General features: G+C 66.1%; 23 protein-coding genes and 4 tRNA genes. 25 read left to right on the top strand and 2 right to left on the bottom strand.

Going from position 1 to position 26,452, the window contains the following annotated elements; genetic code table 11:
* Window positions 1-92: 92 nt before the first annotated feature.
* Window positions 93-947 carry an archaetidylserine decarboxylase gene (asd, locus tag G335_RS0105025; protein WP_018176071.1) on the bottom strand — a complete coding sequence of 285 codons (855 nt, stop codon included), beginning with the start codon at window positions 945-947 and terminating at the stop codon, window positions 93-95.
* A 78-nt stretch (window positions 948-1,025) separates the two neighbouring features.
* Between asd and prmB the strand changes: the two genes are divergently transcribed.
* The 22 genes from prmB to G335_RS0104915 all read left to right on the top strand — a co-directional run bounded on the left by prmB (window position 1,026) and on the right by G335_RS0104915 (window position 20,730).
* On the top strand, window positions 1,026-1,922 hold the full coding sequence (gene prmB / locus G335_RS0105020) for a 50S ribosomal protein L3 N(5)-glutamine methyltransferase (protein ID WP_018176070.1): 897 nt from the start codon (window positions 1,026-1,028) through the stop codon (window positions 1,920-1,922).
* A gap of 87 nt (window positions 1,923-2,009) precedes the next feature.
* Window positions 2,010-3,053 carry a Holliday junction branch migration DNA helicase RuvB gene (gene ruvB, locus G335_RS0105015; RefSeq protein WP_026313016.1) on the top strand — a complete coding sequence of 348 codons (1,044 nt, stop codon included), beginning with the start codon at window positions 2,010-2,012 and terminating at the stop codon, window positions 3,051-3,053.
* On the top strand, window positions 3,050-3,469 hold the full coding sequence (gene ybgC, locus G335_RS0105010) for a tol-pal system-associated acyl-CoA thioesterase (protein WP_018176069.1): 420 nt from the start codon (window positions 3,050-3,052) through the stop codon (window positions 3,467-3,469). Before ruvB ends, ybgC begins: the two co-directional genes overlap by 4 nt.
* Before the next feature lie 32 nt (window positions 3,470-3,501).
* Window positions 3,502-4,176, top strand: coding sequence for a protein TolQ (gene tolQ / locus G335_RS0105005; RefSeq protein WP_018168448.1), 675 nt, complete (start codon window positions 3,502-3,504; stop codon window positions 4,174-4,176).
* Between the two features lie 3 nt (window positions 4,177-4,179).
* Window positions 4,180-4,632, top strand: coding sequence for a protein TolR (gene tolR / locus G335_RS0105000; RefSeq protein WP_018143960.1), 453 nt, complete (start codon window positions 4,180-4,182; stop codon window positions 4,630-4,632).
* Between the two features lie 11 nt (window positions 4,633-4,643).
* Window positions 4,644-5,657 carry a cell envelope integrity protein TolA gene (gene tolA / locus G335_RS0104995; RefSeq protein WP_018176068.1) on the top strand — a complete coding sequence of 338 codons (1,014 nt, stop codon included), beginning with the start codon at window positions 4,644-4,646 and terminating at the stop codon, window positions 5,655-5,657.
* 34 nt (window positions 5,658-5,691) lie between these two features.
* Window positions 5,692-6,978 carry a Tol-Pal system beta propeller repeat protein TolB gene (tolB, locus tag G335_RS0104990; RefSeq protein ID WP_018168450.1) on the top strand — a complete coding sequence of 429 codons (1,287 nt, stop codon included), beginning with the start codon at window positions 5,692-5,694 and terminating at the stop codon, window positions 6,976-6,978.
* A gap of 46 nt (window positions 6,979-7,024) precedes the next feature.
* Window positions 7,025-7,579 (top strand): peptidoglycan-associated lipoprotein Pal, encoded by a 555-nt coding sequence (pal, locus tag G335_RS0104985; protein WP_018168451.1) that lies wholly within the window; start codon window positions 7,025-7,027, stop codon window positions 7,577-7,579.
* A 15-nt stretch (window positions 7,580-7,594) separates the two neighbouring features.
* On the top strand, window positions 7,595-8,437 hold the full coding sequence (ybgF, locus tag G335_RS0104980; protein WP_018168452.1) for a tol-pal system protein YbgF: 843 nt from the start codon (window positions 7,595-7,597) through the stop codon (window positions 8,435-8,437).
* Window positions 8,434-9,129 (top strand): 7-carboxy-7-deazaguanine synthase QueE, encoded by a 696-nt coding sequence (queE, locus tag G335_RS0104975; RefSeq protein ID WP_018168453.1) that lies wholly within the window; start codon window positions 8,434-8,436, stop codon window positions 9,127-9,129. The genes ybgF and queE overlap by 4 nt, the downstream gene beginning before the upstream one ends.
* 1 nt (window position 9,130) lies before the next feature.
* The gene (gene queC / locus G335_RS0104970; protein WP_018168454.1) at window positions 9,131-9,817 is read left to right on the top strand and encodes a 7-cyano-7-deazaguanine synthase QueC; all 687 of its coding nucleotides are present in this window, start codon (window positions 9,131-9,133) and stop codon (window positions 9,815-9,817) included.
* Between the two features lie 124 nt (window positions 9,818-9,941).
* Entirely contained in the window at window positions 9,942-11,210 is a 1,269-nt protein-coding gene (locus G335_RS0104965; protein WP_026304764.1) for a YeeE/YedE family protein, read from the top strand.
* 139 nt (window positions 11,211-11,349) lie between these two features.
* Window positions 11,350-11,425, top strand: a tRNA-Lys gene (locus G335_RS0104960).
* 122 nt (window positions 11,426-11,547) lie between these two features.
* Window positions 11,548-11,634 (top strand) — tRNA-Leu (locus G335_RS0104955).
* 82 nt (window positions 11,635-11,716) lie between these two features.
* Entirely contained in the window at window positions 11,717-13,024 is a 1,308-nt protein-coding gene (tig, locus tag G335_RS0104950) for a trigger factor (RefSeq protein WP_018168456.1), read from the top strand.
* Complete coding sequence (gene clpP / locus G335_RS0104945; RefSeq protein WP_018143951.1) at window positions 13,021-13,662, top strand: ATP-dependent Clp endopeptidase proteolytic subunit ClpP; 642 nt, start codon at window positions 13,021-13,023, stop codon at window positions 13,660-13,662. Before tig ends, clpP begins: the two co-directional genes overlap by 4 nt.
* 142 nt (window positions 13,663-13,804) lie before the next feature.
* Window positions 13,805-15,085 (top strand): ATP-dependent Clp protease ATP-binding subunit ClpX, encoded by a 1,281-nt coding sequence (gene clpX, locus G335_RS0104940; protein WP_018168457.1) that lies wholly within the window; start codon window positions 13,805-13,807, stop codon window positions 15,083-15,085.
* Between the two features lie 82 nt (window positions 15,086-15,167).
* The gene (gene lon / locus G335_RS0104935; protein WP_018168458.1) at window positions 15,168-17,633 is read left to right on the top strand and encodes an endopeptidase La; all 2,466 of its coding nucleotides are present in this window, start codon (window positions 15,168-15,170) and stop codon (window positions 17,631-17,633) included.
* A gap of 260 nt (window positions 17,634-17,893) precedes the next feature.
* Complete coding sequence (locus G335_RS0104930; protein WP_018143948.1) at window positions 17,894-18,166, top strand: HU family DNA-binding protein; 273 nt, start codon at window positions 17,894-17,896, stop codon at window positions 18,164-18,166.
* 11 nt (window positions 18,167-18,177) lie between these two features.
* A tRNA-Val gene (locus tag G335_RS0104925) sits at window positions 18,178-18,253 on the top strand.
* A gap of 36 nt (window positions 18,254-18,289) precedes the next feature.
* A tRNA-Asp gene (locus G335_RS0104920) sits at window positions 18,290-18,366 on the top strand.
* Window positions 18,367-18,840: 474 nt separating this feature from the next.
* Complete coding sequence (locus G335_RS0104915; protein WP_018176066.1) at window positions 18,841-20,730, top strand: SurA N-terminal domain-containing protein; 1,890 nt, start codon at window positions 18,841-18,843, stop codon at window positions 20,728-20,730.
* Window positions 20,731-20,850: 120 nt separating this feature from the next.
* Here G335_RS0104915 and G335_RS0104910 read toward each other — a convergent pair whose 3' ends face one another.
* The gene (locus tag G335_RS0104910; RefSeq protein WP_018143946.1) at window positions 20,851-21,651 is read right to left on the bottom strand and encodes an enoyl-ACP reductase; all 801 of its coding nucleotides are present in this window, start codon (window positions 21,649-21,651) and stop codon (window positions 20,851-20,853) included.
* Between the two features lie 253 nt (window positions 21,652-21,904).
* Here G335_RS0104910 and G335_RS0104905 point away from each other — a divergent pair, with 253 nt between their 5' ends.
* Genes G335_RS0104905 through G335_RS0104895 form a run of 3 tightly spaced genes read left to right on the top strand, consistent with a single transcriptional unit; the run spans window position 21,905 to window position 26,452 of the window.
* A complete protein-coding gene (locus G335_RS0104905) occupies window positions 21,905-23,764 on the top strand; it encodes a peptide-binding protein (RefSeq protein WP_018176065.1) in 1,860 nt (619 codons plus the stop codon).
* A 47-nt stretch (window positions 23,765-23,811) separates the two neighbouring features.
* Window positions 23,812-25,191: an ABC transporter permease gene (locus G335_RS0104900; protein ID WP_018143944.1), complete on the top strand. Its 1,380-nt coding sequence runs from the start codon at window positions 23,812-23,814 to the stop codon at window positions 25,189-25,191.
* A complete protein-coding gene (locus G335_RS0104895; protein WP_018176064.1) occupies window positions 25,184-26,452 on the top strand; it encodes an ABC transporter permease in 1,269 nt (422 codons plus the stop codon). The genes G335_RS0104900 and G335_RS0104895 overlap by 8 nt, the downstream gene beginning before the upstream one ends.

Genomic DNA, 26,452 nt, shown 5'->3' with positions numbered 1-26,452 from the left:
GGTGTGAGCGTTCAAGAACTCTTCTGATTTCCCGTCTTCCTGTGAATCGCCCTTGAACTTCTTCCTGTCTGCGTGTGCTTCGTACTGAAAACTCAGTAGAACTGGCCGAGCGCCGCGCGGACCTGGACTTCGGTCTCGGGCGTCAGGTGTTCCGCGAGTTTTAGTGGGTGATCGGGCAGTAGCAGCACGACCGATGAGCCCAGGTTGAAGCGACCCATCTCCGCGCCGCGCTCCAGGGTGACGGCACGGTCCGGATACTCGCTGACGCTGATCTCGCGACCATGGGGCGGGGTAACCTCGCCAGCCCATACGGTCTCGATGGAACCGACGTTCTGGGCGCCGATCAAGGCCATGGCCATCGGCCCCACCGGGGTGTCGAAAAAGGCGATCACCCGTTCGTTGCGCGCGTACAGCCGCGGCACGTGACGCACGATGCGCGGGGCGACCGAGAACAGCCGTCCGGGCACATGGATCATGTGGGTCAGGGTGCCGGTCAGCGGCATGTGCAGTCGGTGGTAGTGACGCGGTGACAGATACAGGGTCACGAAGTGCCCGTGACGGAAGGCCTCCGCGAGCTCGTCCTCCCCGCCCAGCAGTTCCCGGACCGTGTAGTGATGTCCCTTGGCCTGGAAGATCTGCCCGCCCTCGATGCGCCCGGCGGCGCTGACCCGGGAATCGGCCGGGCTGACCAGGGTATTTGCGTCCCCCTCCAGTGGCCGTGCGTCCTCGCGCAGGGCGCGGGTGAACAGCGCGTTGAAGCTGGGGTAGGTGGTCAGGTCCGGTTCCGCGGCCTCGTCCATGTTCAGGCCGAAGCGGCGCACGAAGGCGCGCAGCAGCGGTTGCAGCTGCGGCGACTCGATGCGCGCCAGACGATGCACCACGCGCGACAGGGCGTGCTGTGGCAGCAGGTGCGACAGGCGCGCCAGCCAGGGGTCGATCTTGCTCATGCGGGATCTCGTTCGGGCGTACACAGTGACATCGAGGCGGTATGATGACCGCCCCCGCACGCAACGGAAAGACCGGGCATGGATTCAACCACCGGATTGCGCACCTTGCGCGACTTCATTCGCTTCGGCGCCAGCCAGTTTCGCGGCGCCGGGCTGACCTTCGGCCATGGCACCGACAACGCCTTTGACGAGGCGGCCTGGCTGGTGCTGCACACCCTCCACCTGCCGCTGGATCTACCCGAGTCGTGGTGGGATTCGCGCCTGAGCGAGGCCGAGCGCACGCGGGTCGTGGCGGTGTTGCGCGAGCGCATCGCCACCCGCAAGCCGGCGGCGTACCTGACCCGCGAGGCCTGGTTTGCCGGGTTGCCGTTCTATGTCGACGAGCGCGTGCTGGTGCCGCGCTCGCCCCTGGCGGAGTTGATCGCCGCGGGCTTCGAGCCGTGGCTGGATCCCGATGGGGTGACTCGGGCCCTGGATCTTTGCACCGGGGGTGGCTGCATCGGTATCGCGATGGCGCTGGCCCTGCCGCAGGCGCAGGTGGACCTGGCGGATGTCTCGCCGGATGCGCTGGCGGTGGCTCGGATCAACATCGAGCGCCACCAGATGAGCGAACAAGTCCGCGCATTGCAGTCCGACGTGTTCGATGGGCTGCAAGCCGGTGACCGCTATGACCTGATCGTGTCCAATCCGCCGTACGTGGATGCCGAGGACATGGCGGCCTTGCCGGAGGAGTACCGCCACGAGCCGGCATTGGGACTGGCTGCCGGGGGCGACGGGCTGGATATCGTGCGCCGCATCCTGGACGGGGCCCGCGAGCACCTGACCGAGGACGGCGCGCTGATCGTGGAGGTCGGCAACAGCCAGGCCGCGGTGGAGGCGGCCTTCCCGGACCTGCCAATGATCTGGCTGGAGTTCGAGGCCGGCGGGCATGGCGTGTTCCTGGTCTACGCCCGCGACTTGCCCGCCAGCGCCTGACCACGCCGACCCGCGCCCGGACCCTGGTCCGAAAACCCGGCAGCAGGCCCTGTAAACGGCGCCGGTGGCGATGCATACTGCGAGGCTATGGAATCACGTCTGGTGGATATGCAGAGTCGGTCCGAGGAAGAGCGGGCGGAGGTCAGCCTGCGCCCGAAACGGCTCGCGGACTACACCGGTCAGCCGCGCGTGGTCGAGCAGCTGGGGCTGTTCATCGAGGCCGCCCGCGGGCGTGACGAGGCCCTGGACCATACGCTGGTCGCCGGCCCGCCCGGGCTGGGCAAGACGACCCTCGCGCATATCATTGCCAACGAACTGGGGGTGGGCCTGCGTCAGACCTCCGGCCCGGTGCTGGAGCGCGCCGGCGACCTGGCGGCGATCCTCACCGCGCTGGAGCCGCGCGATGTCCTGTTCGTCGACGAGATCCACCGCCTGCCGACGGTGGTGGAAGAGATCCTGTATCCCGCCCTGGAGGATGGCCAGCTGGATATCGTGATCGGCGAGGGTCCGGCCGCGCGTTCAATCAAGGTGGACCTGCCGCCGTTCACGCTGGTGGGGGCCACCACCCGCGCCGGGCTGCTCTCGGCCCCGTTACGTGACCGGTTCGGTATCGTCCAGCGCCTCGATCATTACACTGTCCCCGATCTCGCGCATATCGTGAATCGCGCCGCCGGCTTGCTGGGCGTGGGGATCGAGGCCGAGGGCGCGACCGAGATCGCGCGCCGCGGGCGCGGCACGCCGCGTCTGGCCAATCGTCTGTTGCGGCGGGTGCGCGATTTCGCCCAGGTGCGGGCCGATGGCGTGGTGACGCTCGATGTGGCCGCGCAGGCGCTGGACCTGCTGGCGATCGATGCCTCGGGGCTGGATGCCCAGGATCGCCGTCTGCTGGAGGTGCTGGTGGAGAAGTTTGATGGCGGCCCGGTCGGGGTCGAGAGTCTGGCCACCGCGATGAACGAGGACCGCGGCACGCTGGAGGATGTGGTCGAGCCGTTCCTGATCCAGCAGGGCTATCTGCAGCGCACCCCGCGCGGGCGCCAGGCGACTCGCCGCACGCTGGCCATGTTTGGTCTGGCGCGCACGGAGGAGGGTGACCTGCTGACGCCGATGGCCGAGGGCGCGCGCCAGCCATGACGACGGATTTCGCATGGCCGGTGCGGGTGTATTACGAGGACACCGATGCCGGTGGCGTGGTCTACCACGCGAATTATCTGAAATTCATGGAGCGCGCGCGGACCGAATGGCTGCGTGCGCTGGGCTTCGAGCAGGACCGGCTGCGCGCCGAGTACGGAATTGTGTTCGCCGTGCGGCGTCTGTCTGTGGAGATGCAGCGCCCCGCCCATTTCAACGAGGCCCTGACGGTGACCTGCCGGGTGCAGCGTCTGCGCCGCGCCAGCATCGAATTCGCGCAGGCGGTGCAGCGTGACGCGGCGGTGCTGGTGACCGGCGAGGTCGGCATTGCCTGTGTGGACGTGGCCCGGCAGGCGCCGGTGGCAATCCCCGATGAAGTGACGCACGCGCTGCGTGCGGCGGATGGAACAAAGGCATAACGGGAGATGGACAAGTGACAGTCGACTTTTCAATGTACCAGCTGATCATGGACGCGAGTCTGATCGTGCAGCTGGTCATGGTGATCCTGGTGGTCGCCTCGGTGCTCTCCTGGCTGGTGATTATCATCAAGGCGCGTTCCCTCAACGCGGCCCACCGCGCCAGCGATGAATTCGAGGAGCGCTTCTGGTCCGGCGCCGATCTGTCGCATCTGTACGAGGGGGTGCGGCGCAAGTCGGAGATGTCCGGCATGGAGCATGTCTTCTCCTCGGGCTTCAAGGAATTCCTGCGGGCCCGCCAGCACGGCATGGCGCCCGGCGAGCCCGCGCACCGCGCGATGCGTGTGGCCATCGCGCGCGAGACCGACGAGATGGAGCGCTACCTGCAGTTCCTCGCCACGGTCGGTTCGACCAGCCCGTACATCGGCCTGTTCGGGACGGTGTGGGGCATCATGCATGCCTTCCTGGGGCTGTCCGGGGTGCAGCAGGCCACACTGGCGATGGTGGCCCCCGGGATTGCCGAGGCCCTGATCGCGACCGCGCTTGGCCTGTTCGCCGCCATCCCGGCGGTGATCGCCTACAATCGCTTCGCCGGGGATGTTGACCGCGTGGCCTCGCGCCTGGAGAACTTCGGCGACGAGTTCGTAGCCCTGCTGAATCGCCAGGGGGCGGGCAAGCCTGCCGAGGGTGCCGCCGGGGCGCCGGCCTAAGCCATGGCCGAGTCGCGTCGCAACAGTCGCCGCCTGCGGCGGCCCATGTCGCAGATAAACGTCGTGCCGTTCATCGACGTGATGCTCGTTCTGCTGATCATCTTCATGATCACCGCGCCCATGCTGCAGCAGGGCGTGGAGGTCGACCTCCCGGAGGCCGATGCCGAGGCCATGGAAGAGGACCCGCAGGCGGCCGAGCCGCTGGTGGTCACGGTGGATGCCGGCGGCGCCATGAGCCTGAACCAGGGGCCCTATGTGAACGAGCCGCTGGCGCCGCAGGAGATGACCGAGATCGTGCGCGAGTTCCTCGCCGAGAATCCGGGTACCCAGACCTTCGTGCGCGGTGACCGCAATGTCGATTACGGCCGCGTGATCGATGCCATGGTTGCCCTGCAGCGTGCCGGAGGCGGCCGGGTCGGGCTGATCACCGAGCCGCCGCGCGACAACCAGGACTGAGCCGCCCCGCCGTGTTCGAGCTCCTGCGCCGTCATCCCTTGAGCCTGGTCCTCGTCCTGCTTCTGCATGGCGTGTTGTTCGCGGCGTTGTTGCTGAATGTCAGCCTCGTCTCGCCGACCTCCACCCGTGCCGCTGTCGAGATCGCGGTGCAGGAGGATATCGAGGTGATCGACGCGGTCGCGGTGGATGCCGAGACCTTCGATCGTATCGAACACCAGCGCGAAGTCGCCGAGCAGGAGCAGGTCGCCGAACAGCTGCGCGCCGAAGAGGAACGCCGCCGCGCCGAGGAACAGGCCCGGCGCGAGGAAGAGCGCCGCCAGGCCGAGGAGCAACGCCGCCGCGAGGAACAGGAGCGCGCGCGCCAGCAGGCCCTGGAGGATGCCGAACAGGCCCGCCGCGAGGCCGAGGAGGAGCGGCGCCAGGCGCGCGAGGAGGCCGAGGCCGAACGCGAGCGTATCCGCCAGGAGCGCGAGGCTGCGGAACAGGCCCGGCGTGAGGCCGAGGAGGCGCGCGAGCGTGAGGCGGCGGAACGGCGGGAGCGCGAGGAAGCGGAGCGTCAGGCGCAGGAAGAGGCGGAGCGCCGCGAGCGCGAGGCGGCCGAACGCCGCGAACGGGAAGAGGCCGAGCGTCGCGCCGAGCAGGAGCGCGAACTGGAAGAGCAGCGCCGCCGCGAGGCGATGGAGCGCGAGCAGGAGCGCATGGCCGAGGCGCAGGCCCGGCGCGAGGCCGCGGAACGCCAGGCACAGGCGGATCGCGAGCTGAACGAATGGCGCGCGCAGGTGCAGTCAGTGGTGCAGCGACGCTGGCGCCAGCCATCGGGGCTGGATGCCTCGGATCGTGCCATCGTTCTCGTGCGCGTCAACGAGACCGGGCGTATCATCAATTTCGACATCGAGAGCTGCTCCGGCGGGCCCGCCTTCTGCGACTCGGTCCGTCAGACCATGGATCGCCTGTCGTCGCTGCCGCGCCCACCGGATGCGGATGCCGTGCGCGGCGGGGTGCTCATCCGCTTCGAGCCCGACTGACCGGGCCGGCGCAAGCCGGTCCACGAGGAAACACATGCAACGAATGATTCATACGATGCTGCTGGGGTTGGCGCTGCTTTGGTCGGCGCAGGCCCAGGCGGTACTGGAAGTGACGGTAACCGAGGGGGTGACGGGTGCGATCCCGGTGGCCGTGGCTCCGTTCACCTGGGATGGCGACGGGCGTCCGGGCGAGGATGTGGACCAGATCCTGGCCGCGAACCTGACCCGGAGCGGGCTGTTTGACGTCGAACGCGACGGTTTGCCCCAAGCACCCTCGGGCCCAGCCGACTTCCTTGCTCAGCCCTGGGCCGAGGCGGGTCTGGAGTATCTGGTGGTCGGCTCGATGCGCCCCGACGGCGACAACGTGATGGTCGAGTTCCACGTGTTCGACGTGCTGGCCGAGGAACGCCTGGGCGGCTGGCGTATCCCGGTGCCGGCGGACATGCTGCGCCGCGGCGCGCATCGCGTGTCGGATATCGTCTACGAGCAGATCACCGGAGACCCGGGTGCCTTCAGTGCGCGTATCGCGTTTGTCAGCGTCGAGCGCCGCAACGACTCGCGCGAGTTTCGCCTGGAGGTCGCGGACTCCGACGGCGCCAATCCGCGTACCCTGTTCCGGTCTGAGGATCCGATCATGTCGCCGGACTGGTCGCCGGACGGTCGTGAGCTGGTCTACGTCTCCTTTGAGAATCGCCGCTCCGAGGTGTTCCGTCAGAATGTGGAGACCGGCGAGCGCAACCGGATCGCGAGTTTTACCGGCATTAACAGCGCCCCGGCCTGGTCCCCGGACGGCCGCCAGCTGGCGCTGAGCCTTTCGCGCGACGGCTCGCCGAATATCTACGTGATGGATCTGGCCTCAGGCGATCTGCGTCAACTGACGCGCTCCAGCGCGATCGAGACCGAGCCGGTCTGGTCGCCCGACGGCGACACCATCTACTTCACCTCGGATCGTGCGGGCGCGCCGCAAATCTATGCCCAGCCGGCCAGCGGTGGCAATGCGCGCCGTCTCACCTTCGAGAGCGGCTACGCGGCGGCGGCCACGATTTCCCCGGATGGCCGCTCATTGGTGTACGTCCATGGGGGCGATGGCGGATTTCAGCTGGCGCGTCTCGATCTGGATGATCGCCGTGTGACGCGCCTCACGGACGGGCGCGATGCAGAGTCGCCAAGCTTTGCACCCAATGGCAGCATGATCCTGTATGCCATGACGGATGGGGGGCGAGGCGTGCTCGGCTCGGTCAGTCGCGACGGCCAGGTGCACCAGCGGTTGGCCGCCCGCGAAGGCGAGGTGCGCGAACCTGCCTGGTCGCCCCTGAACTGATGTCCCCGGACCTATTTACTGTCCCTTTTTCGAGGAAACGAAAGCCATGAATAACCTGTTTCGCCTGGCCCTTGCGGCTGTCGTCATTGCGGCCCTGTCGGCCTGTGCCACACCAACGCGCGATGCCGAGGATGCCGAACGAGCCGCCGAGCGCGAGGCGGCCGCCGAACAGGCGCGTGCCGAACGCGAGGCCGCCGAGGCCCGCGGCCTGGGTCGAGATCGCGATTTCGACGCGGCGGCCCTGGACGACCCGGAAAGCCCGCTGGCCGAACGCCTGGTGTATTTCGAGTTCGACCGCGACGAGGTCAAGTCCGAATACATGCCGATGCTGGAGGCGCATGCCGCCTATCTCTCGCAGAATTCGGGTGCGCGCCTGCGTCTGGAAGGGCATACCGACGAGCGCGGTACGCGCGAGTACAACCTGGCTCTGGGCGAACGCCGGGCGCAGTCGGTGCGCCGGGTGCTGAATCTGAACGGCGCCTCGGATGACCAGCTCGAGGTCATCAGTTATGGTGAAGAGATGCCGGTGGCCTTCCAGCAGAACGAGGAGGCCTGGGCCAAGAATCGCCGGGTCGAGCTGGTCTACGAATCCCGGCGCTAAGCGACGGGAAGCCAGATGCAATCAAAGCTCGACAAGTCTTGCGGAAATGCCCCCTCGGGGGCATTTCTGTTTCGGTGCCCGGGACGTCCGGGCCTTCTTCTTGGCGCCATTCTGGCCGTAACCTTTGCCCTGGCCCCGCTGGCCCTGGTGCCGGGCACGGCCGGGGCCCAGGACGGTACGGTGTTCGCCACCCAGTCGCAGATCCGCCAGCTCGAACGCCGCCTCGAGCGCGTCGAGCGGGTGCTGGATTCCAGTGCGATGAACGAATTGTTGCAGGTCTCCGAGTCGCTGAGTCGGGATCTGCGCGAACTGCGCGGCGAGGTGGAAACCCTGCGCCACGAGGTGAACCGTCTCAGCACCCGCCAGCGTGATCAGTTCCGTCACCTGGATGAGCGGGTGGGCGCGTTCGAGAGCGGGGCGGTAGCCACGGATGCCGCGCCGCGGGAGGAGGTGGTTGAACTGGACCTGCCGGAAGCGGACGAGCAGGCCGCCTATCAGTCGGCGTTTGACGACCTGATGGCCGGGGATTACACCACGGCCATGCGCAAGCTGGAACAGTTCATCGAGGACTACCCCGAGGGCAACTTCACCGCCAATGCCTGGTACTGGCTGGCCGAGGCGAAATACGCCAGCGGCGAGTTCGAAGCAGCGCTGGAGGATTTCGAGCGGCTGCGCGAGGATTTCCCCGAAAGCGACAAGGGTGGCGATGCCCTGCTGAAGATTGGCTACGCCCACTACGAACTGCAGAACTTCGACGCGGCGCGCGAGGCGCTGGAGGCGGTACGGGCCGACTACGGCGGGACCACCCTGGATCGCCTGGCCCGTGAGCGCCTGCGGCGGATCGAAGACAGCCAATGACCACGGACACGCTGCGCGATGCCCGGGGCGCCGGGGTGATCGATCCGGCCGCGGTGCGGCTGAGGATCACCGAGATGTTCGTCTCCCTGCAGGGGGAGGCGGCGCAGGTGGGCTGGCCCACCGCCTTCGTGCGCCTGACCGGTTGCCCGCTGCGCTGTCGCTGGTGTGACAGCGAATACGCCTTCGAGGGTGGCGAGGCCCTGATGCTGGCGACGATCCTCGACTGGGTCGGGCGCGCCGGGGTTCGGCATGTCTGCGTGACGGGCGGCGAGCCGCTCGCGCAGCCGGGCTGCCTGCCGCTGCTGGAGGGCCTGTGCGATGCCGGTTTCAGCGTTTCGCTGGAGACCAGCGGGGCGATGGCGATCGCGGGTGTCGATCCGCGGGTGGCCATCGTGATGGACTGGAAGGCGCCAGCGTCGCAGGAATCCGCTCGCAACCACCCCGAGAACATCCCTCGACTGAGGGCCGGCGACCAGCTGAAGTTCGTGCTGGCCGGGCGCGAGGACTTTGACTGGGCGCGAGCCGAGCTGGAGCGTCTGGGGCTGGCCCCGGAGGTCGAGGTCCTGTTCTCGCCGGTGTACGGCGAACTGGAACCGAGGGCCCTGGCCGACTGGATCATCGCGGAACGTCTCCCGGTTCGCTTTCAGATGCAGCTGCACAAGCTCCTCTGGGGCGACCAGCCGGGGCGCTGACATGAGTGAGCGCGCGGAGAAGGCCGTGGTGCTGCTCTCGGGCGGGCTTGACTCGGCGACTTGCCTGGCCATGGCCCGCGCCGAGGGGCTGGACTGTCACGCCCTGTCGATCGACTACGGTCAACGCCATCACACGGAGCTGGACGCTGCGCGGCGCGTAGCCGCCGCCCAGGGCGTGACGGATCACCGCGTAGTGGCGGTGGATCTGAGCGCGATTGGTGGGTCCGCACTGACGGACGCCGCGATCGCCGTGCCCACGGCACCGACCGAGGGCATCCCCGTGACCTACGTGCCGGCACGCAACACGGTGTTTCTGGCGCTCGCCCTGGGGTTTGCCGAGACCCTGGACGCGCGCCTGCTGTATGTGGGGGCCAATGCGGTGGACTACTCCGGCTACCCGGATTGTCGTCCGGCCTTCATCGAGGCCTTCCGCGACCTCGCCCGGGTGGCGACCCGCAGCGGGGTGGAGGGCACGCCCTGGGAGGTGCGGGCGCCGCTGATGCACTGGTCCAAGGCCGAGATCATCCAGGCCGGGGTCCGCCTCGGGGTCGACTACAGCCAGACGGTCAGCTGCTACCAGGCCGACGCCGACGGCCGCGCATGCGGGCGCTGCGACAGCTGCCGCATCCGCCGCGAGGGCTTCGCGGCCGCCGGTGTCCCCGACCCGACTCGCTATGTCCCCGACTGAGCCGCGGCCCCGGAATGCCTCGGGCAGGAATGAAAGCGGGCTCGATCTCGTCTAGCGTCCGATGTATGCTGCGCACCCCATGGGTGCAGGCGTGCCCTGAAATCTTTCATCGAGAGGATACGTGATGGAATTCTCCAGTTTTTCGACTGCCGCAATGGCGTTCCTGGGTGGGGCGTTCATCCTCGCCTTCATCATGGGAGCCGTGGCGAACAAGACCAACTTCTGCACCATGGGCGCCGTGTCCGACTGGGTGAACATGGGCGATACCGGACGCATGCGTTCCTGGTTGCTGGCGATTGCCGTGGCCATGCTGGGCGTGGCGATCCTCGAGTTCTTCGGCGTGCTGAGCGCGGATGGCTCCTTCCCCAACTATCGCATGACCGAATTCCAGTGGGTCGAGCACGCCTTGGGCGGCTTCCTGTTCGGGATCGGCATGACCTATGCCTCCGGCTGCGGTAACAAGACCCTGGTGCGCGTGGGCGGCGGCAACATCAAGTCGCTGATGGTACTGATCGTGATCGCGATCATCGCCTTCTACATGGTTCGCCCGCTGCCGGGTACCTCCGACACCCTGTACTCCCTGCTGTTCATGGACTGGACCACCGCGCTGGCGATCTCCACCCCGGCGGGCCAGGATCTGGGCACGCTGGTGGCCGGTGAAGAGAACGGCCTGACCGCGCGCCTGGTGCTGGGTCTCGTGATCGGCGTGCTGCTGCTGGCCCTGATCTTCAAGGCCGCGGACTTCCGTCGCAGCTTTGACAATATCCTGGGGGGGCTGGTGATCGGTCTGGTGGTGCTGGGCGCCTGGTGGCTGACCAGCAACATCCAGGTCGATGACGGCATGGACACCTACACCCCGCAAGCCTATGTCTCGGACTGGGACTTCGTGGCGGATGCCGACGCGGGTGAGCGCCCGGCCGAGAGTGCCCCCTGGGCCAACCAGTCGTTCACCTTCATCAACCCGATGGGACAGAGCTTGCGCTACGTGTCGACCGGCTTCGACAGCACCGTCCTGTACTTCGGCGTGATGGCGCTGGCCGGCGTGATCCTGGGTTCCTTCTTCTGGGCCCTGGTCACGCGTGCCTTCCGCTTCGAGTGGTTCGCTTCGGTGCGCGACTTCGTGAACCACTTCATCGGCGGGATCCTGATGGGCTTCGGCGGCGTTCTGGCGATGGGCTGCACCATCGGCCAGGGCATCACCGGGATCTCCACGCTGGCCCTGGGCGGCTTCCTGACGTTCGTCATGATCGTCTTCGGCGCGGCGCTGACCATGAAGATCCAGTACTACAAGATGGTCTACGAAGACGAGGCCAGCTTCGGCAAGGCGCTGATCACCTCGCTGGTGGACATGAAGCTGCTGCCGGGCGGCATGCGCAAGCTGGAAGCCATCTGATGGCATAGCGACGGGGGCGCGTCTTGCGTTTTCCCCGTCGCGCCGTAAACTACGCGGCACTGGAGGCCCGGCGATCCCGGGCCTTCGACTTTGCAACGGCCAGGGCGATCCAGATGTTCGCTCCGGGCCGAACCGAAAAGGGTCGTTAGCTCAGTTGGTAGAGCAGTTGGCTTTTAACCAATTGGTCGTAGGTTCGAATCCTACACGACCCACCATTTTCTCCGGTCCCCGCACCGGCACAAGGGCCCGTCTATACGGGCTCTTTGTGTTTGTGGGTGGGGAACACGCTAGAATGCGCGGCTAACGCGCGAACGCAACAAGAGTTTTCTGCAAGATCGCGAAAGTGGCGGAACTGGTAGACGCGCTGGGTTTAGGTCCCAGTGGGGTAAAACCCGTGAGAGTTCGAGTCTCTCCTTTCGCACCACTGTCTGCATTCCGACCAGCCATGAAGGTTACCACTGCGATCGGCAGGGATGACCGATTACCGAACTATGACGAGGCCCTCCATGCAAGTTTCTGTTGAAGCCACCGGCAACCTGGAACGCAAGATGACCATCCAGGTCCCCTCCGAGCGGATCGATACCGAGGTCGACAATCGCCTAAAGTCCCTCGCCAAAAGGGTCAAGCTGGACGGCTTCCGCCCGGGCAAGGTCCCGCTGAAGGTCGTGCGCCAGCGCTACGGCTCCGGGGTGTACCAGGAGGTGATGAGCGAGGTCCTGCAGGAAAGCTACCGCGAGGCGGTGCAGCAGGAGGGCCTGGAGCCGGCCGGTAACCCGAGCATCGAGCCGACCAATCTGGAAGGCGACGACGCGATCGAGTTCACCGCCAGCTTTCAGGTGTTCCCGGAAGTGGCCGTGGCTGACTTCAGCGGCGTCGAGATCGAACGCCCGGTGGCCGAGGTCGGGGACGAGGACATCGATCGCGTGATCGACTCCCTGCGCGAGCAGAACAAGGAGTGGGCCGAGGTCAAGCGCAAGGCCAAGAAAGGCGACCGGGTGACGCTGGACTTCGTCGGCAGCCTGAACGGCGAGGAGTTCGAGGGCGGCAAGGCCGAAGACTTCCAGATCGAGCTCGGCGCCGGGCGCCTGATCGAGGGCTTCGAGAAGCAGCTCACGGGCGTGAAGGCCGGCGAGGAGCCGACCATTGATGTGACCTTCCCCGATGACTACCCGGCGGAGAACCTGAAGGGCCAGACCGCGCAGTTCGCGCTGACCATCAAGCAGGTCGAGGGGCCGAAGCTGCCGGAGGTGGATGAGGAGTTCGCCAAGAAATTCGGGATCGAGGACGGCTCGGTCGAGAAACTTCGCGCCGATGTGCGGTCCAATATGGAGCGGGAACTGCGCCAGGCCCTGAAGGGCCGGGTCAAGCAGCAGGTACTGGAGGCCGTGGTCGACAAGCACGACTTCGATCTTCCGGATGCCCTGGTGAAGTCGGAGGTCAACCGCCTGCGCGAAGAGGCCGAGAAGCGCTTCGGCGGCGCCGAGCAGACGCAGCCGCTGCCGGACAGCCTGTTCGAGGAAGAGGCGAAGCGTCGCGTGCGTCTGGGTCTGGCGCTGCGTGCCATCATCGAACAGAAGGGGTTCGAGGTGGACGCCGAGCGGGTCGAACGCGATCTCGAGGAGATGGCGGCGACCTACGAGGATCCGGAAGAGGTGAAGCAGTATTACCGCTCCAATCCCCAGGCGAAGAGCAACCTGGAGTCACTGGTGCTGGAAGATCAGGTGGTTGACTGGGTGCTCGAGCAGGGCAAGGTCACCGAGAAGGAAACCAGCTTCCAGGACGTGATGAATCCGAACAAGGAGTCGACTGAATGAGCCACGATATGGCCGACCAGGGCGCACAACACGCCCAGGGGCTGAACCTGGTACCGATGGTGGTCGAGCAGACCGCCCGCGGCGAGCGCGCCTACGACATCTACTCCCGCCTGCTGAAGGATCGAGTGATCTTCTGCGTGGGTCCGGTCGAGGACTATATGGCCAACGTGATCGTGGCCCAGCTGCTGTTCCTCGAGTCGGAAAACCCGGACAAGGAAATCAGCCTGTACATCAACTCTCCGGGTGGCGCGGTGACCGCCGGCATGGCGATCTACGACACCATGCAGTTCATCAAGCCCGAGGTCAGCACCCTGTGTGTCGGCCAGGCGGCCAGCATGGGCGCGTTGCTGCTGGCGGGCGGTGCCGCCGGCAAGCGGCATGCCCTGCCGCATTCGCGCGTGATGATCCATCAGCCGCTGGGCGGCTTCCAGGGCCAGGCCTCGGATATCGACATCCACGCTCGCGAGATCCTGAAGATCCGCGATGAGCTGAACCGCGTGCTGGCCCATCATACCGGCCAGTCGATCGACAAGATCGCGGAGGACACCGATCGTGACCGTTTCCTGACCGCGGTCGACGCGAAGGAATATGGCCTGATCGACCACGTGCTGACCCATCGCGACTCCGCGAGCGATTGAGTCCGCGTTGTTCGCAAGCCCGCCCCCGAGCACCGTTTCGGGGCGGGGGCGTCAATACCGGACTTCCGCTTGGCTCGTTTGCAACTGCCAGGCAAACGGGGCATGTTCTGAAGAACACTGAAATCGCAACCGAGGCAAACGGATGAGCGACGAAACCACCCCCCCCGCCGACGGCAAGCTCCTGTACTGTTCTTTCTGCGGAAAGAGCCAGCACGAGGTGCGCAAGCTGATCGCCGGGCCATCCGTATTCATCTGCGACGAGTGCGTCGAGCTGTGCAACGACATCATCCGTGAGGAGATGCAGGAAGTGGGTCACGCCGAGCGTGATTCCCTGCCGACCCCGCACGAGATCCGCGCGATCCTCGACGACTACGTGATCGGCCAGAACTCCGCGAAGAAGATCCTCTCGGTCGCGGTTTACAACCATTACAAGCGCCTGCAGGCCCGGGCCGGCAAGGACGATGTCGAGCTGTCCAAGTCGAACATCATGCTCATCGGACCGACCGGCTCCGGCAAGACGCTGCTGGCCGAGACCCTGGCGCGGGTGCTGAATGTCCCGTTCACCATCGCCGATGCCACCACGCTGACCGAGGCCGGCTACGTGGGCGAGGATGTCGAGAACATCATCCAGAAGCTGTTGCAGAAGTGCGACTACGACGTCGAGAAGGCCGAGAACGGCATTGTCTACATCGACGAGATCGACAAGGTCTCGCGCAAGTCGGACAACCCGTCCATCACCCGTGACGTCTCGGGCGAGGGCGTGCAGCAGGCCCTGCTGAAGCTGATCGAGGGCACCACCGCCTCGGTGCCGCCGCAGGGCGGGCGCAAGCACCCGCAGCAGGAATTCCTGCAGGTCGATACCAGCAATATCCTGTTCATCTGTGGCGGTGCTTTCTCCGGGCTGGAGAAGGTGATCCAGCAGCGCGCCGAGAAGGGCGGGATCGGCTTTGGCGCCGAGCTGCGCACCACCGAGGCGGCCAAGTCCGGTGGCCAGTGGTTGAAGCAGCTGGAGGCCGATGACCTGGTGCGCTATGGCCTGATCCCCGAGTTCGTCGGCCGTCTGCCGGTGCAGGCGACGCTGGACGAGCTGGACGAGGACGCACTGATCACGATCCTGACCCAGCCGAAGAACGCCCTGATCAAGCAGTATGCGCGTCTGTTCGAGATGGAGGGCGTGGAGCTCGAGTTCCGCGACGATGCCCTGTCCGCGATCGCCCACAAGGCGATGGCCCGCAAGACCGGTGCGCGCGGTCTGCGCACCATCATGGAGAACATCCTGCTCGACACCATGTACGAGCTGCCTTCCATGGAGGGGGTCAGCAAGGTGGTGATCGACGAGGCGGTGATCCGTGGCGATGCCGAGCCGTACCTGGTCTACGAGAACGACTCGTTCGCCAAGAAGCAGGCTGCCGCGGATTCCTGAGCGGAAGTGTCGCGGCGCCCTTGAAACGGGCGCCGCCGCCCCCACTTCCTCCTGTACATTCGTCCAGCCCTTAGGGGGCAACATGACCGATACCCACTCCTCCCAGAACGAGGTGGACTCCCCCGTCAAGCGCGTCGCGGTGCTGCCGCTGCGCGATGTCGTGGTCTATCCCCACATGGTCATCCCGCTGTTCGTGGGTCGCGAGAAGTCGATCCGGGCGCTGGATTCGGCCATGGCCGAGAACAAGCAGGTGCTGCTGGTCGCGCAGAAGAGCGCGGAGGTCGACGAGCCAGAGGCCGGCGATCTGCATCAGATTGGCACCCTGGGCAATATCCTGCAGCTGCTGCGCCTGCCCGACGGCACCATCAAGGTGCTGGTGGAGGGCGCCCAGCGCGCCCATGTGATGGATATCTCCACTACCGGCAATGTCGAGAAGGAAGAGGACTACTTCGTCTCCGACATCCGGCTGATCGACGAGGAATACGACACCGAGGACAAGGAGCTGGAGATCCTCGGCCGCTCCGCGCTGAATCAGTTCGAGCAGTACATCAAGCTGAACAAGAAGGTCCCGCCGGAGATCCTGACCTCGCTGGCCGGGATCGACGACACCTCGCGCCTGGCCGACACCATTGCCGCGCACATGTCGCTGAAGCTGGAGGAAAAGCAGGAAGTCCTCGAGATCGCCAATGTGCGCGCGCGTCTGGAGCACCTGGTCGCCAAGATCGAGGGCGAGATGGATGTGCTGCAGATCGAGAAGAAGATCCGTGGCCGCGTGAAGCAGCAGATGGAGAAATCCCAGCGCGAGTACTACCTGAATGAGCAGATGAAGGCCATTCAGAAGGAGCTGGGGGATCTCGAGGACGCGCCGAACGAGCAGGAAGACCTGGCCGACAAGATCGAGAAGGCGGGGATGCCGGAGGAGGCCAAGAAGAAGGCCACCGCCGAGCTGAACAAGCTGAAGATGATGTCTCCGATGTCGGCCGAGGCCACCGTCGTGCGCAGTTACATCGACTGGCTGGTCAACGTCCCGTGGAAGAAAAAGACCCGCGTCAGCAAGGACCTGACGCGCGCCGAGAAGATCCTCAACGAGGACCACTACGGCCTGGAAGAGGTCAAGGAACGCATCCTCGAGTATCTCGCGGTGCAGTCCCGCGTGCGCAAGCTGAAGGGCCCGATCCTGTGCCTGGTCGGCCCGCCCGGGGTTGGCAAGACCTCGCTGGGGCAGTCCATCGCGCGTGCGACCAATCGCAAGTTCATGCGCATGGCGCTGGGCGGCGTGCGCGACGAGGCCGAGATCCGCGGCCATCGCCGGACCTACATTGGCTCGCTGCCGGGCAAGATCATCCAGAACCTGGCCAAGGTCGGTGTGCGCAACCCGCTGTTCCTGCTGGACGAAATCGACAAGATGGCGATGGACTTCCGCGGTGACCCGGCCTCGGCGATGCTCGAGGTGCTGGATCCGGAACAGAACCACACGTTTAGCGACCACTACCTGGAGGTCGATTTCGACCTGTCGGACGTGATGTTCGTGGCCACGGCCAACAGCATGCACATCCCCGGGCCGTTGCTGGACCGCATGGAGGTCATCCGCCTGTCCGGCTACACCGAGGACGAGAAGGTCCACATCGCGCACAATTACCTGCTGACCAAGCAGATCAAGGCCAACGGCCTGAAGCCGGCCGAGATCCAGATCTCCGATTCGGCGGTGCGCGACATGGTGCGTTACTACACCCGCGAGGCGGGCGTGCGCTCGCTGGAGCGCGAGATTGCCAAGGTCTGCCGCAAGGTGGCCAAGCAGCGTCTGCTGGCCAGCGACAAGGAGCGGGCACGCACCACCTCGGTCACACCCAAGACGCTGGAGAAATATCTCGGCGTGCGTCGCTTCCGCTTCGGCCTGGCCGAGGAAAACGATCAGGTCGGTCAGGTCACGGGCCTCGCCTGGACCGAGGTCGGCGGCGAGCTGCTGACCATCGAAGCCAGCGTGGTCCCGGGCAAGGGTAAGACCCAGCAGACCGGCAAGCTCGGCGATGTAATGCAGGAGTCCATCCACGCCGCCCTGACCGTGGTTCGCTCGCGCGCCGAGGCCCTGGGCCTGGAGGAGAACTTCCACGAGAAGAAGGACCTGCACATCCACGTGCCGGAGGGCGCGACGCCGAAGGATGGCCCGTCCGCGGGCATCGGCATGTGCACCGCGATCGTCTCGGCACTGACCGGTATCCCGGTGCGTGCGGATGTCGCGATGACCGGCGAGATCACGCTGCGTGGCCAGGTTCTTCCGATCGGGGGCCTGAAGGAGAAGTTGCTGGCCGCCCACCGCGGAGGGATTCGCACCGTCCTGATCCCGGAAGAGAACGAGAAGGATCTGGTCGACATCCCGAAGAACATCAAGCAGAAGCTGGATATTCGTCCGGTGCGCTGGATCGACGAGGTCCTCGAGCTCGCGCTGACCCACATGCCGGAAGGCAAGGCCGGGGAAACGCCGGAGAAGGTCGAGGAAGTCGTCAAGCCGGCCAAGGAATCCGGTCGCCGTCGGGTCCGGCATCACTAAGCATCTGTAATTGGTGCGAAACCGCGGCCGCTGGATTCATCGGCGCCCGCGGTTTTTTGTGTGTTGGTTCAAGCCGGCCCGAGGGCCCCGCCGGGCGGGCGTTTGACACTTTTTCGGGGGGCTTGCTATAACCCCATGCGCATCATCTGATTTCGTGCCGAGGGCAGTCGCGGGGCCATGGAGAAAAGGTCCCCGGCTGGTGTAAGCTAGGCCCCGTCCGGCAGAAAGCCTGAGTCACCACTGAGATAAGGAAGCGCTTCATGAATAAATCCGAATTGATCGACGCGATCGCGGCGGAAGCCGATGTTCCCAAGGCCCAGGCCGGCAACATCGTGGATGCCTTGGTGAGTGTGGTCGGCGATACCCTCGCCAAGGGTGACCAGGTCTCCCTCGTGGGCTTTGGTACCTTCCTGGTGCGCGAGCGCGAAGCCCGCACCGGCCGTAACCCGCGTACCGGTGAGAGCATTCAGATTGCCGCGTCGAAAACGCCTTCGTTCAAGGCTGGTAAAGCGCTCAAGGATCGAGTAAACTAGCGCGCTTTATGGGGTGCTTAGCTCAGTTGGTAGAGCGTCGCCTTTACACGGCGAATGTCGGCGGTTCGAACCCGTCAGCACCCACCAAGTGCAACCCTGACCCTGGTTGCGCTGCACGAATACGGAGCGGTAGTTCAGCTGGTTAGAATACCGGCCTGTCACGCCGGGGGTCGCGGGTTCGAGTCCCGTCCGCTCCGCCATCTTTGAGAAAGGCGCCCTTGTGGCGCCTTTTTCTTTGTTGGCTACCACGGAGCGCTCGAAGCCACGTCTTTGGGCCAGACCAAGGTCCACAGTAGTCGATCGGAACGTGGGAAGGGCGGAACAAAGCCCGAGAGGCATTTCCGGGAGTCCGGGGCCGGGCACTGTCATCGCGCGAGCGCATCGAATGCGAGGTCCGATCCTCCGGGCCGACGGCTCCGAGGTATGTCCCCAGCGATCGGCGCCGGCACGAGAGTGCGCAAGGCTTCATGCGAGGAGACCAGTCCAGTTTCGCCCCGCCTCCCATCGAGTCTTCTGATCTTCCGGTAGACGCTCTTGGTCGGGCCCTTCTTCTTGCCAGCGCGCGCTGCGTGGCAGACACCCGAGCCCAGGCGCAGACGCGCGCGGGCGTGCCTGCTACCATCGGCCGCTGATTCCCGTTTTCCTCCTAATTGCCGGAGTGAGCAGAGACCATCATGTTGCAAGCGATTCGTGACCGGGCGAGCGGCTGGCTCGCCTATGTGATCATTGGCCTGATCACCATCCCCTTTGCCCTGTGGGGCCTGGGCGAGTATTTCGGCGGGGCGGGCCCGCTGGTCGCCGCCGAGGTGAACGGCACGGATATCGCGGTGCGCGACGTGCACCAGGAGGCCCGCGCCCAGCGCGACGAGATGGCGCGCATGTTTGGCGGCGAGATCCCGGATGACGTCCTGGACGAGCAGGGCATCCGCCTGCAGGCGATGGAGACCCTGATCCGCCAGGAACTGCTGCGCCAGGCGGCCGATTCCGCCGGCTTCAAGGCGGCGGGCGACAGCGTGTTGCGCGAGATCCGCGGCATGCCGGTGTTTCAGGAGGAGGGCCGCTTCAGCCGCGAACGCTACAGCCAGTTGTTGAATGCCCAGCGCATCAGCCCGGCCGACTTCGAGCAGGACATCGCCCGCAGTATTGTGATGTCGCAAATTCAGCGTGGCATCCAGGCCACGGGCGTGGTGCCGGAAGCCCTGGTGGAGGATTACAGCCGCCTGCGCAACCAGACGCGGGTTGCGAGCTGGAAGGTCTTCGCCGCAGACGACTTTGATCGTCCGGATGTGGTGGATGACGACGCGATCCGCGACTACTACGACGCCAATCCGGAAGACTTCACGACCACGGAACGGGTGCGGGTGAGCTATCTGCGCCTGGACCCGGAAGGCCTGGAGGCCGGGGTCGATGTCACCGAGGATCAGGTGCGCGAACACTACCGGGTCAATCGCAGTCGCTACGAAGAGCCGGAACTGCGCGAGGTGCGCCAGATCCGCATCCAGGATACCGACGAGGATGGCGAGGCGCGTATCCGTGAACTGCGTAGTCGCCTGGATGATGGCGAGGACTTCGGCGACCTGGCGGAGGAATACTCCGAAGACAGCCTGACGGCCGACCGTGGTGGCAGCCTGGGCGAGGTCGCCCGGGGCGATCTGGATTCCACCCTGGAGACCGTCATTTTCACCCTGCCGAAGGACCTCATCAGTCAGCCGGTACGAACGGATCGTGGCTGGTTCATCCTTGAGGTGACCGCGATCCAGGAATCCCGGGCGCAGCCGTTCGAAGAGGTGCGCGAGGAGGTCGAGCAGGATCTGCGCGACCGGACGGCCGAACAGCTGCAGATCGACGCTCTGGACGACCTGATGGCACTGGCAATCGAGTTTCCGGACACTCTGGAGCCGGCCGCCGACGCAACGGGCCTGGAGGTCCAGACCAGCGACTGGTTCTCCCGCGGCTCGGGCGATGGCATCGCCCGCCATCGTTCCATCCGCGATGCGGCGTTTGACCCGCGGGTACTGGAAGACGGCAACAACAGCGAGGCGATCGACCTGCAGGACCGTTCCACCGTGATCCTGCGTGTCGATGAGCACGAGCCGGCCGAGGTGCGCCCGCTGGCGGAGGTGGAGGACGAGATCCGCGAGCGCCTGCAGCGTCAGGCCGCCGCGGATGCCGCGCGTGAGGCGGGAGAGGCCCTGATCGAGCAACTGCGCGAAGCCGATGACTGGACCGCCGAGGCCGTGGAGAACGGAGAATGGAGTCGGTCGGTCGAGATCACCCGTGAACGGACGGGCGATCTGCCAACCGGGTTGCAGGACCACCTGTTCCGGCTGCCGGCGCCAGGCGAGGGCGCGGTGGAGATTGCCGGCGCCCGGGTCGGGGATGGTGACTTCGCGGTGACCGTGCTGGAAGCCGTACGCATGGGCGAGGACGCAGTGGATGCCGCGGCGCGCCAGCAGGCGCGCGACCAGATTGGCAACGCCTACGGGAGTGCCGAATTCCGGTCCTATCTCGCATGGCTGGAAGAGCAGGCGGAGATCAAGCGCTTCCCCGACGCGCTGGACTAGTCGCCGCAGAACCGTGAGGGGGCGCTTGGTGCGCTCCCGACCACGAAAAAGCCCGGCCCGCTTGCGCGGTGCCGGGCTTTTTTCTGGTACCCGGGATCGCCCGGGTACCGCAGGGTCGCCTTATGTTTCGAGGCCGATCTCGGCGGCGCCCAGGCCGACCGTGTTGTAGCCGGAGTCGACGTACATCACTTCGCCGGTGATCCCGGAGGCAAGGTCGGAGCAGAGGAAGGCGCCGGCGTTGCCGACCTGATCCGTGGTGACGTTACGGCGCAGCGGCGCGTTGGCCTGGACGTGATCCAGGATGCGCTTGAAGTCGCCGATGCCGGAGGCCGCCAGGGTGCGGATCGGACCCGCGGAGATCGCGTTCACCCGGGTGCTTTCCGGCCCCAGGGTGTAGGCCAGGTAACGCACATTGGCCTCCAGGCTCGCCTTGGCCAGGCCCATCACGTTGTAGTTGGGCATCGAGCGCTCGGCACCCAGATAGCTGAGGGTGAGGATGGAGGCGTCGCGGTCCTTCATCATGCCGCGCCCGGCCTTGGCCAGCGCGGCCAGGCTGTACGAGCTGACATCGTGCGCGATGCGGAAGCCGTCGCGGGTCATGTTGTCGAGGAAGTCCCCCTCCAGCTGCTCCTTGGGCGCGAAAGCGACCGAGTGCACCAGGATGTCGACGCCGTCCCAGTAATTGTCCAGGTGCTCGAAGACCTGTTCGATCTCGCGATCGTCCTCGACGTTACAGGGCACGAGGATGTCGGAATCGAAATCCGCAACCAGCTTCTCGACGCGATCGCGCAGGCGTTCGTTCTGGTAGGTGAAGGCGAGTTCGGCGCCCTCGCGATGCATGGCCGCGGCAATGCCGTAGGCGATGGAACGGTTGCTGGCCACGCCGACGATCAGTGCGCGTTTGCCCTTGAGAAAACCCATGTAAAACTCCTTGATTCTGATCCGTGCCGACGCACCCGGGCGGGTCGTCTCGACGGCGCCCGACCGCGAGCGGAACCGGGGACGGACGCGACTGTCTTCGGGATCATACCGATGTGCCGCAAGTGCGGCCAGCACCCGATGAGCCGGAGGGAGCGGCTTGCTATAGTGCGAACACTTGCGGTCTTCAGGGCCGCCCACCCGGCGCCCCGGAATCGGGCCTGCCGGACTGCCACCGCAGCAACCCGGAGGCCTTGTGAGTCGTCATTTTGGTTGGATCGTGACCCTGATCGTGCTGGGTATCCTGCTGTTGCTGGTGATGGTCCAGATCGACCGCCAGTGGCAACGCATGGCCTCCATGCAGAGCACCATGACCGAGCAGGCCCGGGATCTCCGTGCATTGCGGCGCAGCCTGCAGGGCCTGGAATCCGACCTTGCCTCCGGGCGCTTCGCCGGGATGGATGGCGAGCGTGCCGCGCGGGCGGACGATGTCCCCTCGGCGTTCCGGCGAGCGGCGCGGGCGGCCGAGCAGGAGGACTACGCCGAGGGTGACTGGCTGGTGCAGGCCTTTGGCACGGGCCTGGCGACCATCACGCCGTATGTCTCCTCCGATGCCTATGCCTCCGAGGTGCAGAACTACGTGCTGGAGTCGCTGGTGGTGCGCGACCCGGAGACGCTGGAGTGGCAGGGGTTGCTGGCCGAATCCTGGGAGTTCGACGATACCGGTACCGAGCTGACCTTCCGCCTGCGCCCGGGGCTGCAGTTCTCCGATGGGGAGCCGCTGACGGCCGAGGATATCCGCTTCACCTTCGATTTCCTGATGACCGACGCCATCGCGGTGCCGAGGGCGAGGGCCTTCCTGGAGAAGATCGAGGCGGTCGAGGCCGTCGACGAGCGCACGGTGCGGTTCGTGTTCGAGGAGCCATACTTCGACGCCATGCGGGTGGCGGGTGGCCTGGATGTCCTGCCGGAACACTTCTATGGGCGCTACCTGGAGGATCCGGAGACCTTCAACGAGTCGCGCGGCATCCTGCTGGGGTCCGGACCCTACCGCATGGAGGATCCGACCGGCTGGACCCCGGATGCCGGCCGTATCGAACTGGAGCGCAACCCGCGTTACTGGGGGCCGGTGGAGCCGCCGCTGGATCGTTTGGTGTGGCGGGTCATTCAGAATGACAGTGCGCGTCTGACCACCTTCCGCAATCGGGATATCGACGTCTACGGGGCGCGCCCGCGCGAGTATGCCCGGTTGCGCGACGACGAGGCCCTGCGCGAGCGCGCGGATACCCACGAGTACATGAGCCCCACGGCCGGCTATTCGTACATTGCCTGGAACCAGCAGCGCGATGGCGAGCCGACGCGTTTCGCCGATCCGCGGGTGCGCCAGGCGATGAGCTACCTGACCGACGTTGACCGGCTGATCGAGGAGGTCATGCTGGGGTATGCGGAGCGCGCGATCTCCCCGTTTTCACCGCGCAGCGATCAGCACAATCCGGATCTCGATCCGATCCCCTATGATGTCGAGCGCGCCCTGGAGCTGCTGGCCGAGGCCGGCTTCCGCGAACGCAATCGCGATGGCGTTCTGGTCAACGAGGACGGCGAGCCGTTCTCCTTCGAGTTGTCGTATTTCCAGGACAACGAGGACACCCGCCGCATCGCGCTGTTCCTGCGCGACCTCTTTGCGCGGGCCGGGATCGAGATGCGCCCGTCGCCGACCGAGTGGTCGGTGATGCTGGAACAACTCACCCGCCAGGATTTCGATGCCATCACCCTGGGCTGGACCAGCGGTGTGGAGGTGGATATCTACCAGATGTTCCACTCCAGTCAGGTGGTTTCCGGTGGCGACAACTTCATCCACTACCAGAATCCCGAGCTGGATGCGGTGATCGAGGCGGCGCGTGGCGAGGTGGACGAGCCCGCGCGCATGGAGCTTTGGCGCGAGGCCGAGCGCATCCTGCACGAGGACCAGCCGTATACCTTCCTGATGCGGCGCCAGACCCTGGCCTTCATCGACCGACGCATCCAGAACCTGGAGCAGACCGCGCTGGGGCTCAACCTGGGGGCGGTGCCGCTGGAGATCTACGTCCCGTTCGAATCGCAACGGTACGGGCAGTAGCCGGCGATGCCCATGGAAGCTGAAGCGGCAGGGGAGCGCCGCACGCGATGCTGACCTACATCCTGCGCCGCATGCTGCTGATGGTGCCGACCCTGTTCGGGATCACCGTGGTCGTGTTTGCGGTGATGGCGGCCGCACCCGGTGGGATCAGCGCCCTGACGCTGGTCGAAGGCCAGGGCCTGGAGCCCCAGGCACAGAAGGCGATGGAGGACTACTACAACCAGCTCTACGGGCTGGATCAGCCGGCCCCGGTGCAGTTCGGGCGCTGGCTGAACAACATCTCGCCGATCGGATTTGCCCAGGACGCGGACGGCTCGCTCACCGGCTGGCCACACTTCAAGGTCCCCAATCTGGGCACCAGTTTCCGCTATGGCCGGCCGGTGATCGATCTGGTGGCCGAACGCTTGCCGATCACGTTGCTGCTGAACGTGCTCTCCATCCCGCTGATCTACATCGTCGCGGTTGCGGTGGGGGTGCGCGCGGCCACCCAGCATGGCCAGGCCTTCGATTCGCAGTCTGGCGTCGTGCTGCTGGCCCTGTGGTCGGTGCCGACCATGCTGGCCGGCGTGTTGCTGATCGGCTTCTTTGCCTCCGACCAGTTCTGGCAGTGGTTCCCCACCGGGGGGCTCAGCCAGCGCGCGGCGCTGGACATGACTTTCCTGCCCACGGTGGAGGTGGTCTGGGCGTTGCCGTTGTTGCTGATACTGCCGTTTCTGGGGGTGGCGCTGGGGATCTACCTTGCGCGCTACCTGCCCGCCCGTATCCGCGGCGGGGTCGGGGCGGCACTCGGGGCCGTCTGCGGCTGGCTGATGTTCCGCGATCTGGCACCGGCCGGGATGGTCAGTACCGCAGTGGCCGTGCTTCTCGGGGGCGGAGTGGGCTGGATGATGGCGCACAGTGACTGGGGCGTCCTGCGCGGGTTTTATCTGGGCACCCTGGGGCTGGGTGCCGGGCTGGCGCTGGCGCTGGGCCTGGCGCCGGGCCATATGGTGCCGGGCTTCCTGCTGGACCGGGCCTGGCACCTGGTGTTGCCAGTGCTGTGCCTGTCCTACGGCGGGCTGGCATTCCTGGCCAAGCTTTCGCGTTCGGCGGTGCTGGAGAACCTGACCTCGGATTACGCGCGTACGGCACGCGCCAAGGGGGTGGCCGAGCACGACGTGCTGTGGCGTCACGTGTTCCGCAATTCCCTGCTGCCCCTGATCACCGTGTCGGCCACGCTGCTGCCCTCGCTGCTGGCCGGCTCGGTGATCGTGGAGGCGATCTTCTCCATTGATGGCATGGGCAAGCTGGCGGTGGAGGCCGTGCAGACGCGCGACCGCGAGCTGGTGCTGTCGATTACCCTGATCTCGGGCGTGCTGACCCTGGTGGGCTATCTGCTGGCGGATCTGGCCTACGCCATCGTCGATCCGCGGGTGAGCTATGACTGAGACCGCGCACAACGCGCAGCAGGCGGATCGCCGCAGCCGTTCCTGGGCCCGGCGCGTGGTGGGCGAGATCCTGCTGCGCTGGGGTGCCCGCCTCGGGATTGGCTGGATCGCGCTGCTGACCCTGGTCGCGGTCCTTGCGCCAGTGCTGGCGAATTCCCACCCGCTGCTGGTGCAGACCGCCGACGGCGCGTGGGCGCTGCCTTTTCTGCGCTACCTGACGGCGGCGGACGTCACCCTGTTTGGTTTGCTGGTGCTGGCTCTGATCTTCTGGCGTCTGCCCGGGCGGCCATGGCGGCGCTTCGGTCTCTGGGCGGTGCTGGGCGCGGTGCTGGGCGTGGTGGCCTGGCAGACGGTGTCGCCGCCGTCGCTGGTGATTCACGAGCAGTACCGCGAGGCCGAGGTGATGGGCGAGTATCAGCGGGTAATCCGCGCGCCGATCCCGTACTCGCCGCGCGACTACCTGCGCGATTACGCCGATACCGGGCTGGAGGCCCCGCGCGAGTCGCCGGATCGGGTGCACTGGTTCGGTACGGACGATACCGGCGCCGACGTGCTCTCGCGCATGATCCACGCCACGCGCATCGCGCTGTCCATTGGCTTCATTGCCACCGGGATTGCGCTGGGGATCGGGGTGATCCTGGGCGGGCTGATGGGCTATTTCTCGGGGATCGTGGACATGATCGGGATGCGCCTGGTGGAGATCTTCGAGGCCATCCCGACGCTGTTCCTGCTGTTGACCTTCGTCGCCTTCTTCGGCCGCTCGCTGTACCTGATGATGCTGATCATTGGGCTGACCTCATGGTCCGGCTACGCCCGTTATGTGCGTGCCGAGTTCCTGCGCCTGCGCCAGCAGGACTTCGTGCAGGGGGCCATCGCCTCGGGGCTGTCGTTGCCGTCCATCCTGTTCCGGCACATGCTGCCGAACGGCATCGCACCGATCCTGGTCGCGGCCAGTTTCGGCGTCGCCTCCGCGATCCTCGCCGAGGCGACCCTGTCGTTCCTCGGCCTCGGACTGGTGGATGACCCCTCCTGGGGCCAGATGTTGAACCAGGCGGTACAGAGCTCCACCTTCAATTGGTGGATGGCGGCCTTCCCCGGGGGCGCGATCTTCCTGACCGTGTTCGCCTACAACCTGATCGGCGAGGCCCTGCGCGACGCGGTGGACCCGCATGCCCGCTCCGCGGCGCGCACTGCCAATCGCGATGATGGCGCGCGCCCGGCGGCCGGGGCCACCAGCGCCACCAGTGGCGGGGTGCGCTGA

Origin of the sequence: Thioalkalivibrio sp. AKL8, assembly GCF_000380525.1 — a bacterium.
Classification (GTDB): domain Bacteria; phylum Pseudomonadota; class Gammaproteobacteria; order Ectothiorhodospirales; family Ectothiorhodospiraceae; genus Thioalkalivibrio; species Thioalkalivibrio versutus.
The sequence above is the reverse complement of the archived record's forward strand: the minus strand, read 5'-3'. Positions and strand labels throughout refer to the sequence as shown.

Coding starts and splice junctions, on each gene's coding strand:
- asd (WP_018176071.1), bottom strand. CDS start 947: ATGAGCAAGATCGACCCCTGGCTGGCGCGCCTGTCGCACCTGCTGCCA.
- G335_RS0104930 (WP_018143948.1), top strand. CDS start 17,894: ATGAATAAATCCGAATTGATCGACGCGATCGCGGCGGAAGCCGATGTT.
- queC (WP_018168454.1), top strand. CDS start 9,131: ATGAGTGAGCGCGCGGAGAAGGCCGTGGTGCTGCTCTCGGGCGGGCTT.
- G335_RS0104910 (WP_018143946.1), bottom strand. CDS start 21,651: ATGGGTTTTCTCAAGGGCAAACGCGCACTGATCGTCGGCGTGGCCAGC.
- G335_RS0104895 (WP_018176064.1), top strand. CDS start 25,184: ATGACTGAGACCGCGCACAACGCGCAGCAGGCGGATCGCCGCAGCCGT.
- ruvB (WP_026313016.1), top strand. CDS start 2,010: ATGGAATCACGTCTGGTGGATATGCAGAGTCGGTCCGAGGAAGAGCGG.
- tig (WP_018168456.1), top strand. CDS start 11,717: ATGCAAGTTTCTGTTGAAGCCACCGGCAACCTGGAACGCAAGATGACC.
- pal (WP_018168451.1), top strand. CDS start 7,025: ATGAATAACCTGTTTCGCCTGGCCCTTGCGGCTGTCGTCATTGCGGCC.
- G335_RS0104965 (WP_026304764.1), top strand. CDS start 9,942: ATGGAATTCTCCAGTTTTTCGACTGCCGCAATGGCGTTCCTGGGTGGG.
- queE (WP_018168453.1), top strand. CDS start 8,434: ATGACCACGGACACGCTGCGCGATGCCCGGGGCGCCGGGGTGATCGAT.
- clpP (WP_018143951.1), top strand. CDS start 13,021: ATGAGCCACGATATGGCCGACCAGGGCGCACAACACGCCCAGGGGCTG.
- clpX (WP_018168457.1), top strand. CDS start 13,805: ATGAGCGACGAAACCACCCCCCCCGCCGACGGCAAGCTCCTGTACTGT.
- ybgF (WP_018168452.1), top strand. CDS start 7,595: ATGCAATCAAAGCTCGACAAGTCTTGCGGAAATGCCCCCTCGGGGGCA.
- ybgC (WP_018176069.1), top strand. CDS start 3,050: ATGACGACGGATTTCGCATGGCCGGTGCGGGTGTATTACGAGGACACC.
- lon (WP_018168458.1), top strand. CDS start 15,168: ATGACCGATACCCACTCCTCCCAGAACGAGGTGGACTCCCCCGTCAAG.
- G335_RS0104915 (WP_018176066.1), top strand. CDS start 18,841: ATGTTGCAAGCGATTCGTGACCGGGCGAGCGGCTGGCTCGCCTATGTG.
- G335_RS0104900 (WP_018143944.1), top strand. CDS start 23,812: ATGCTGACCTACATCCTGCGCCGCATGCTGCTGATGGTGCCGACCCTG.
- tolQ (WP_018168448.1), top strand. CDS start 3,502: ATGTACCAGCTGATCATGGACGCGAGTCTGATCGTGCAGCTGGTCATG.
- prmB (WP_018176070.1), top strand. CDS start 1,026: ATGGATTCAACCACCGGATTGCGCACCTTGCGCGACTTCATTCGCTTC.
- tolR (WP_018143960.1), top strand. CDS start 4,180: ATGGCCGAGTCGCGTCGCAACAGTCGCCGCCTGCGGCGGCCCATGTCG.
- tolB (WP_018168450.1), top strand. CDS start 5,692: ATGCAACGAATGATTCATACGATGCTGCTGGGGTTGGCGCTGCTTTGG.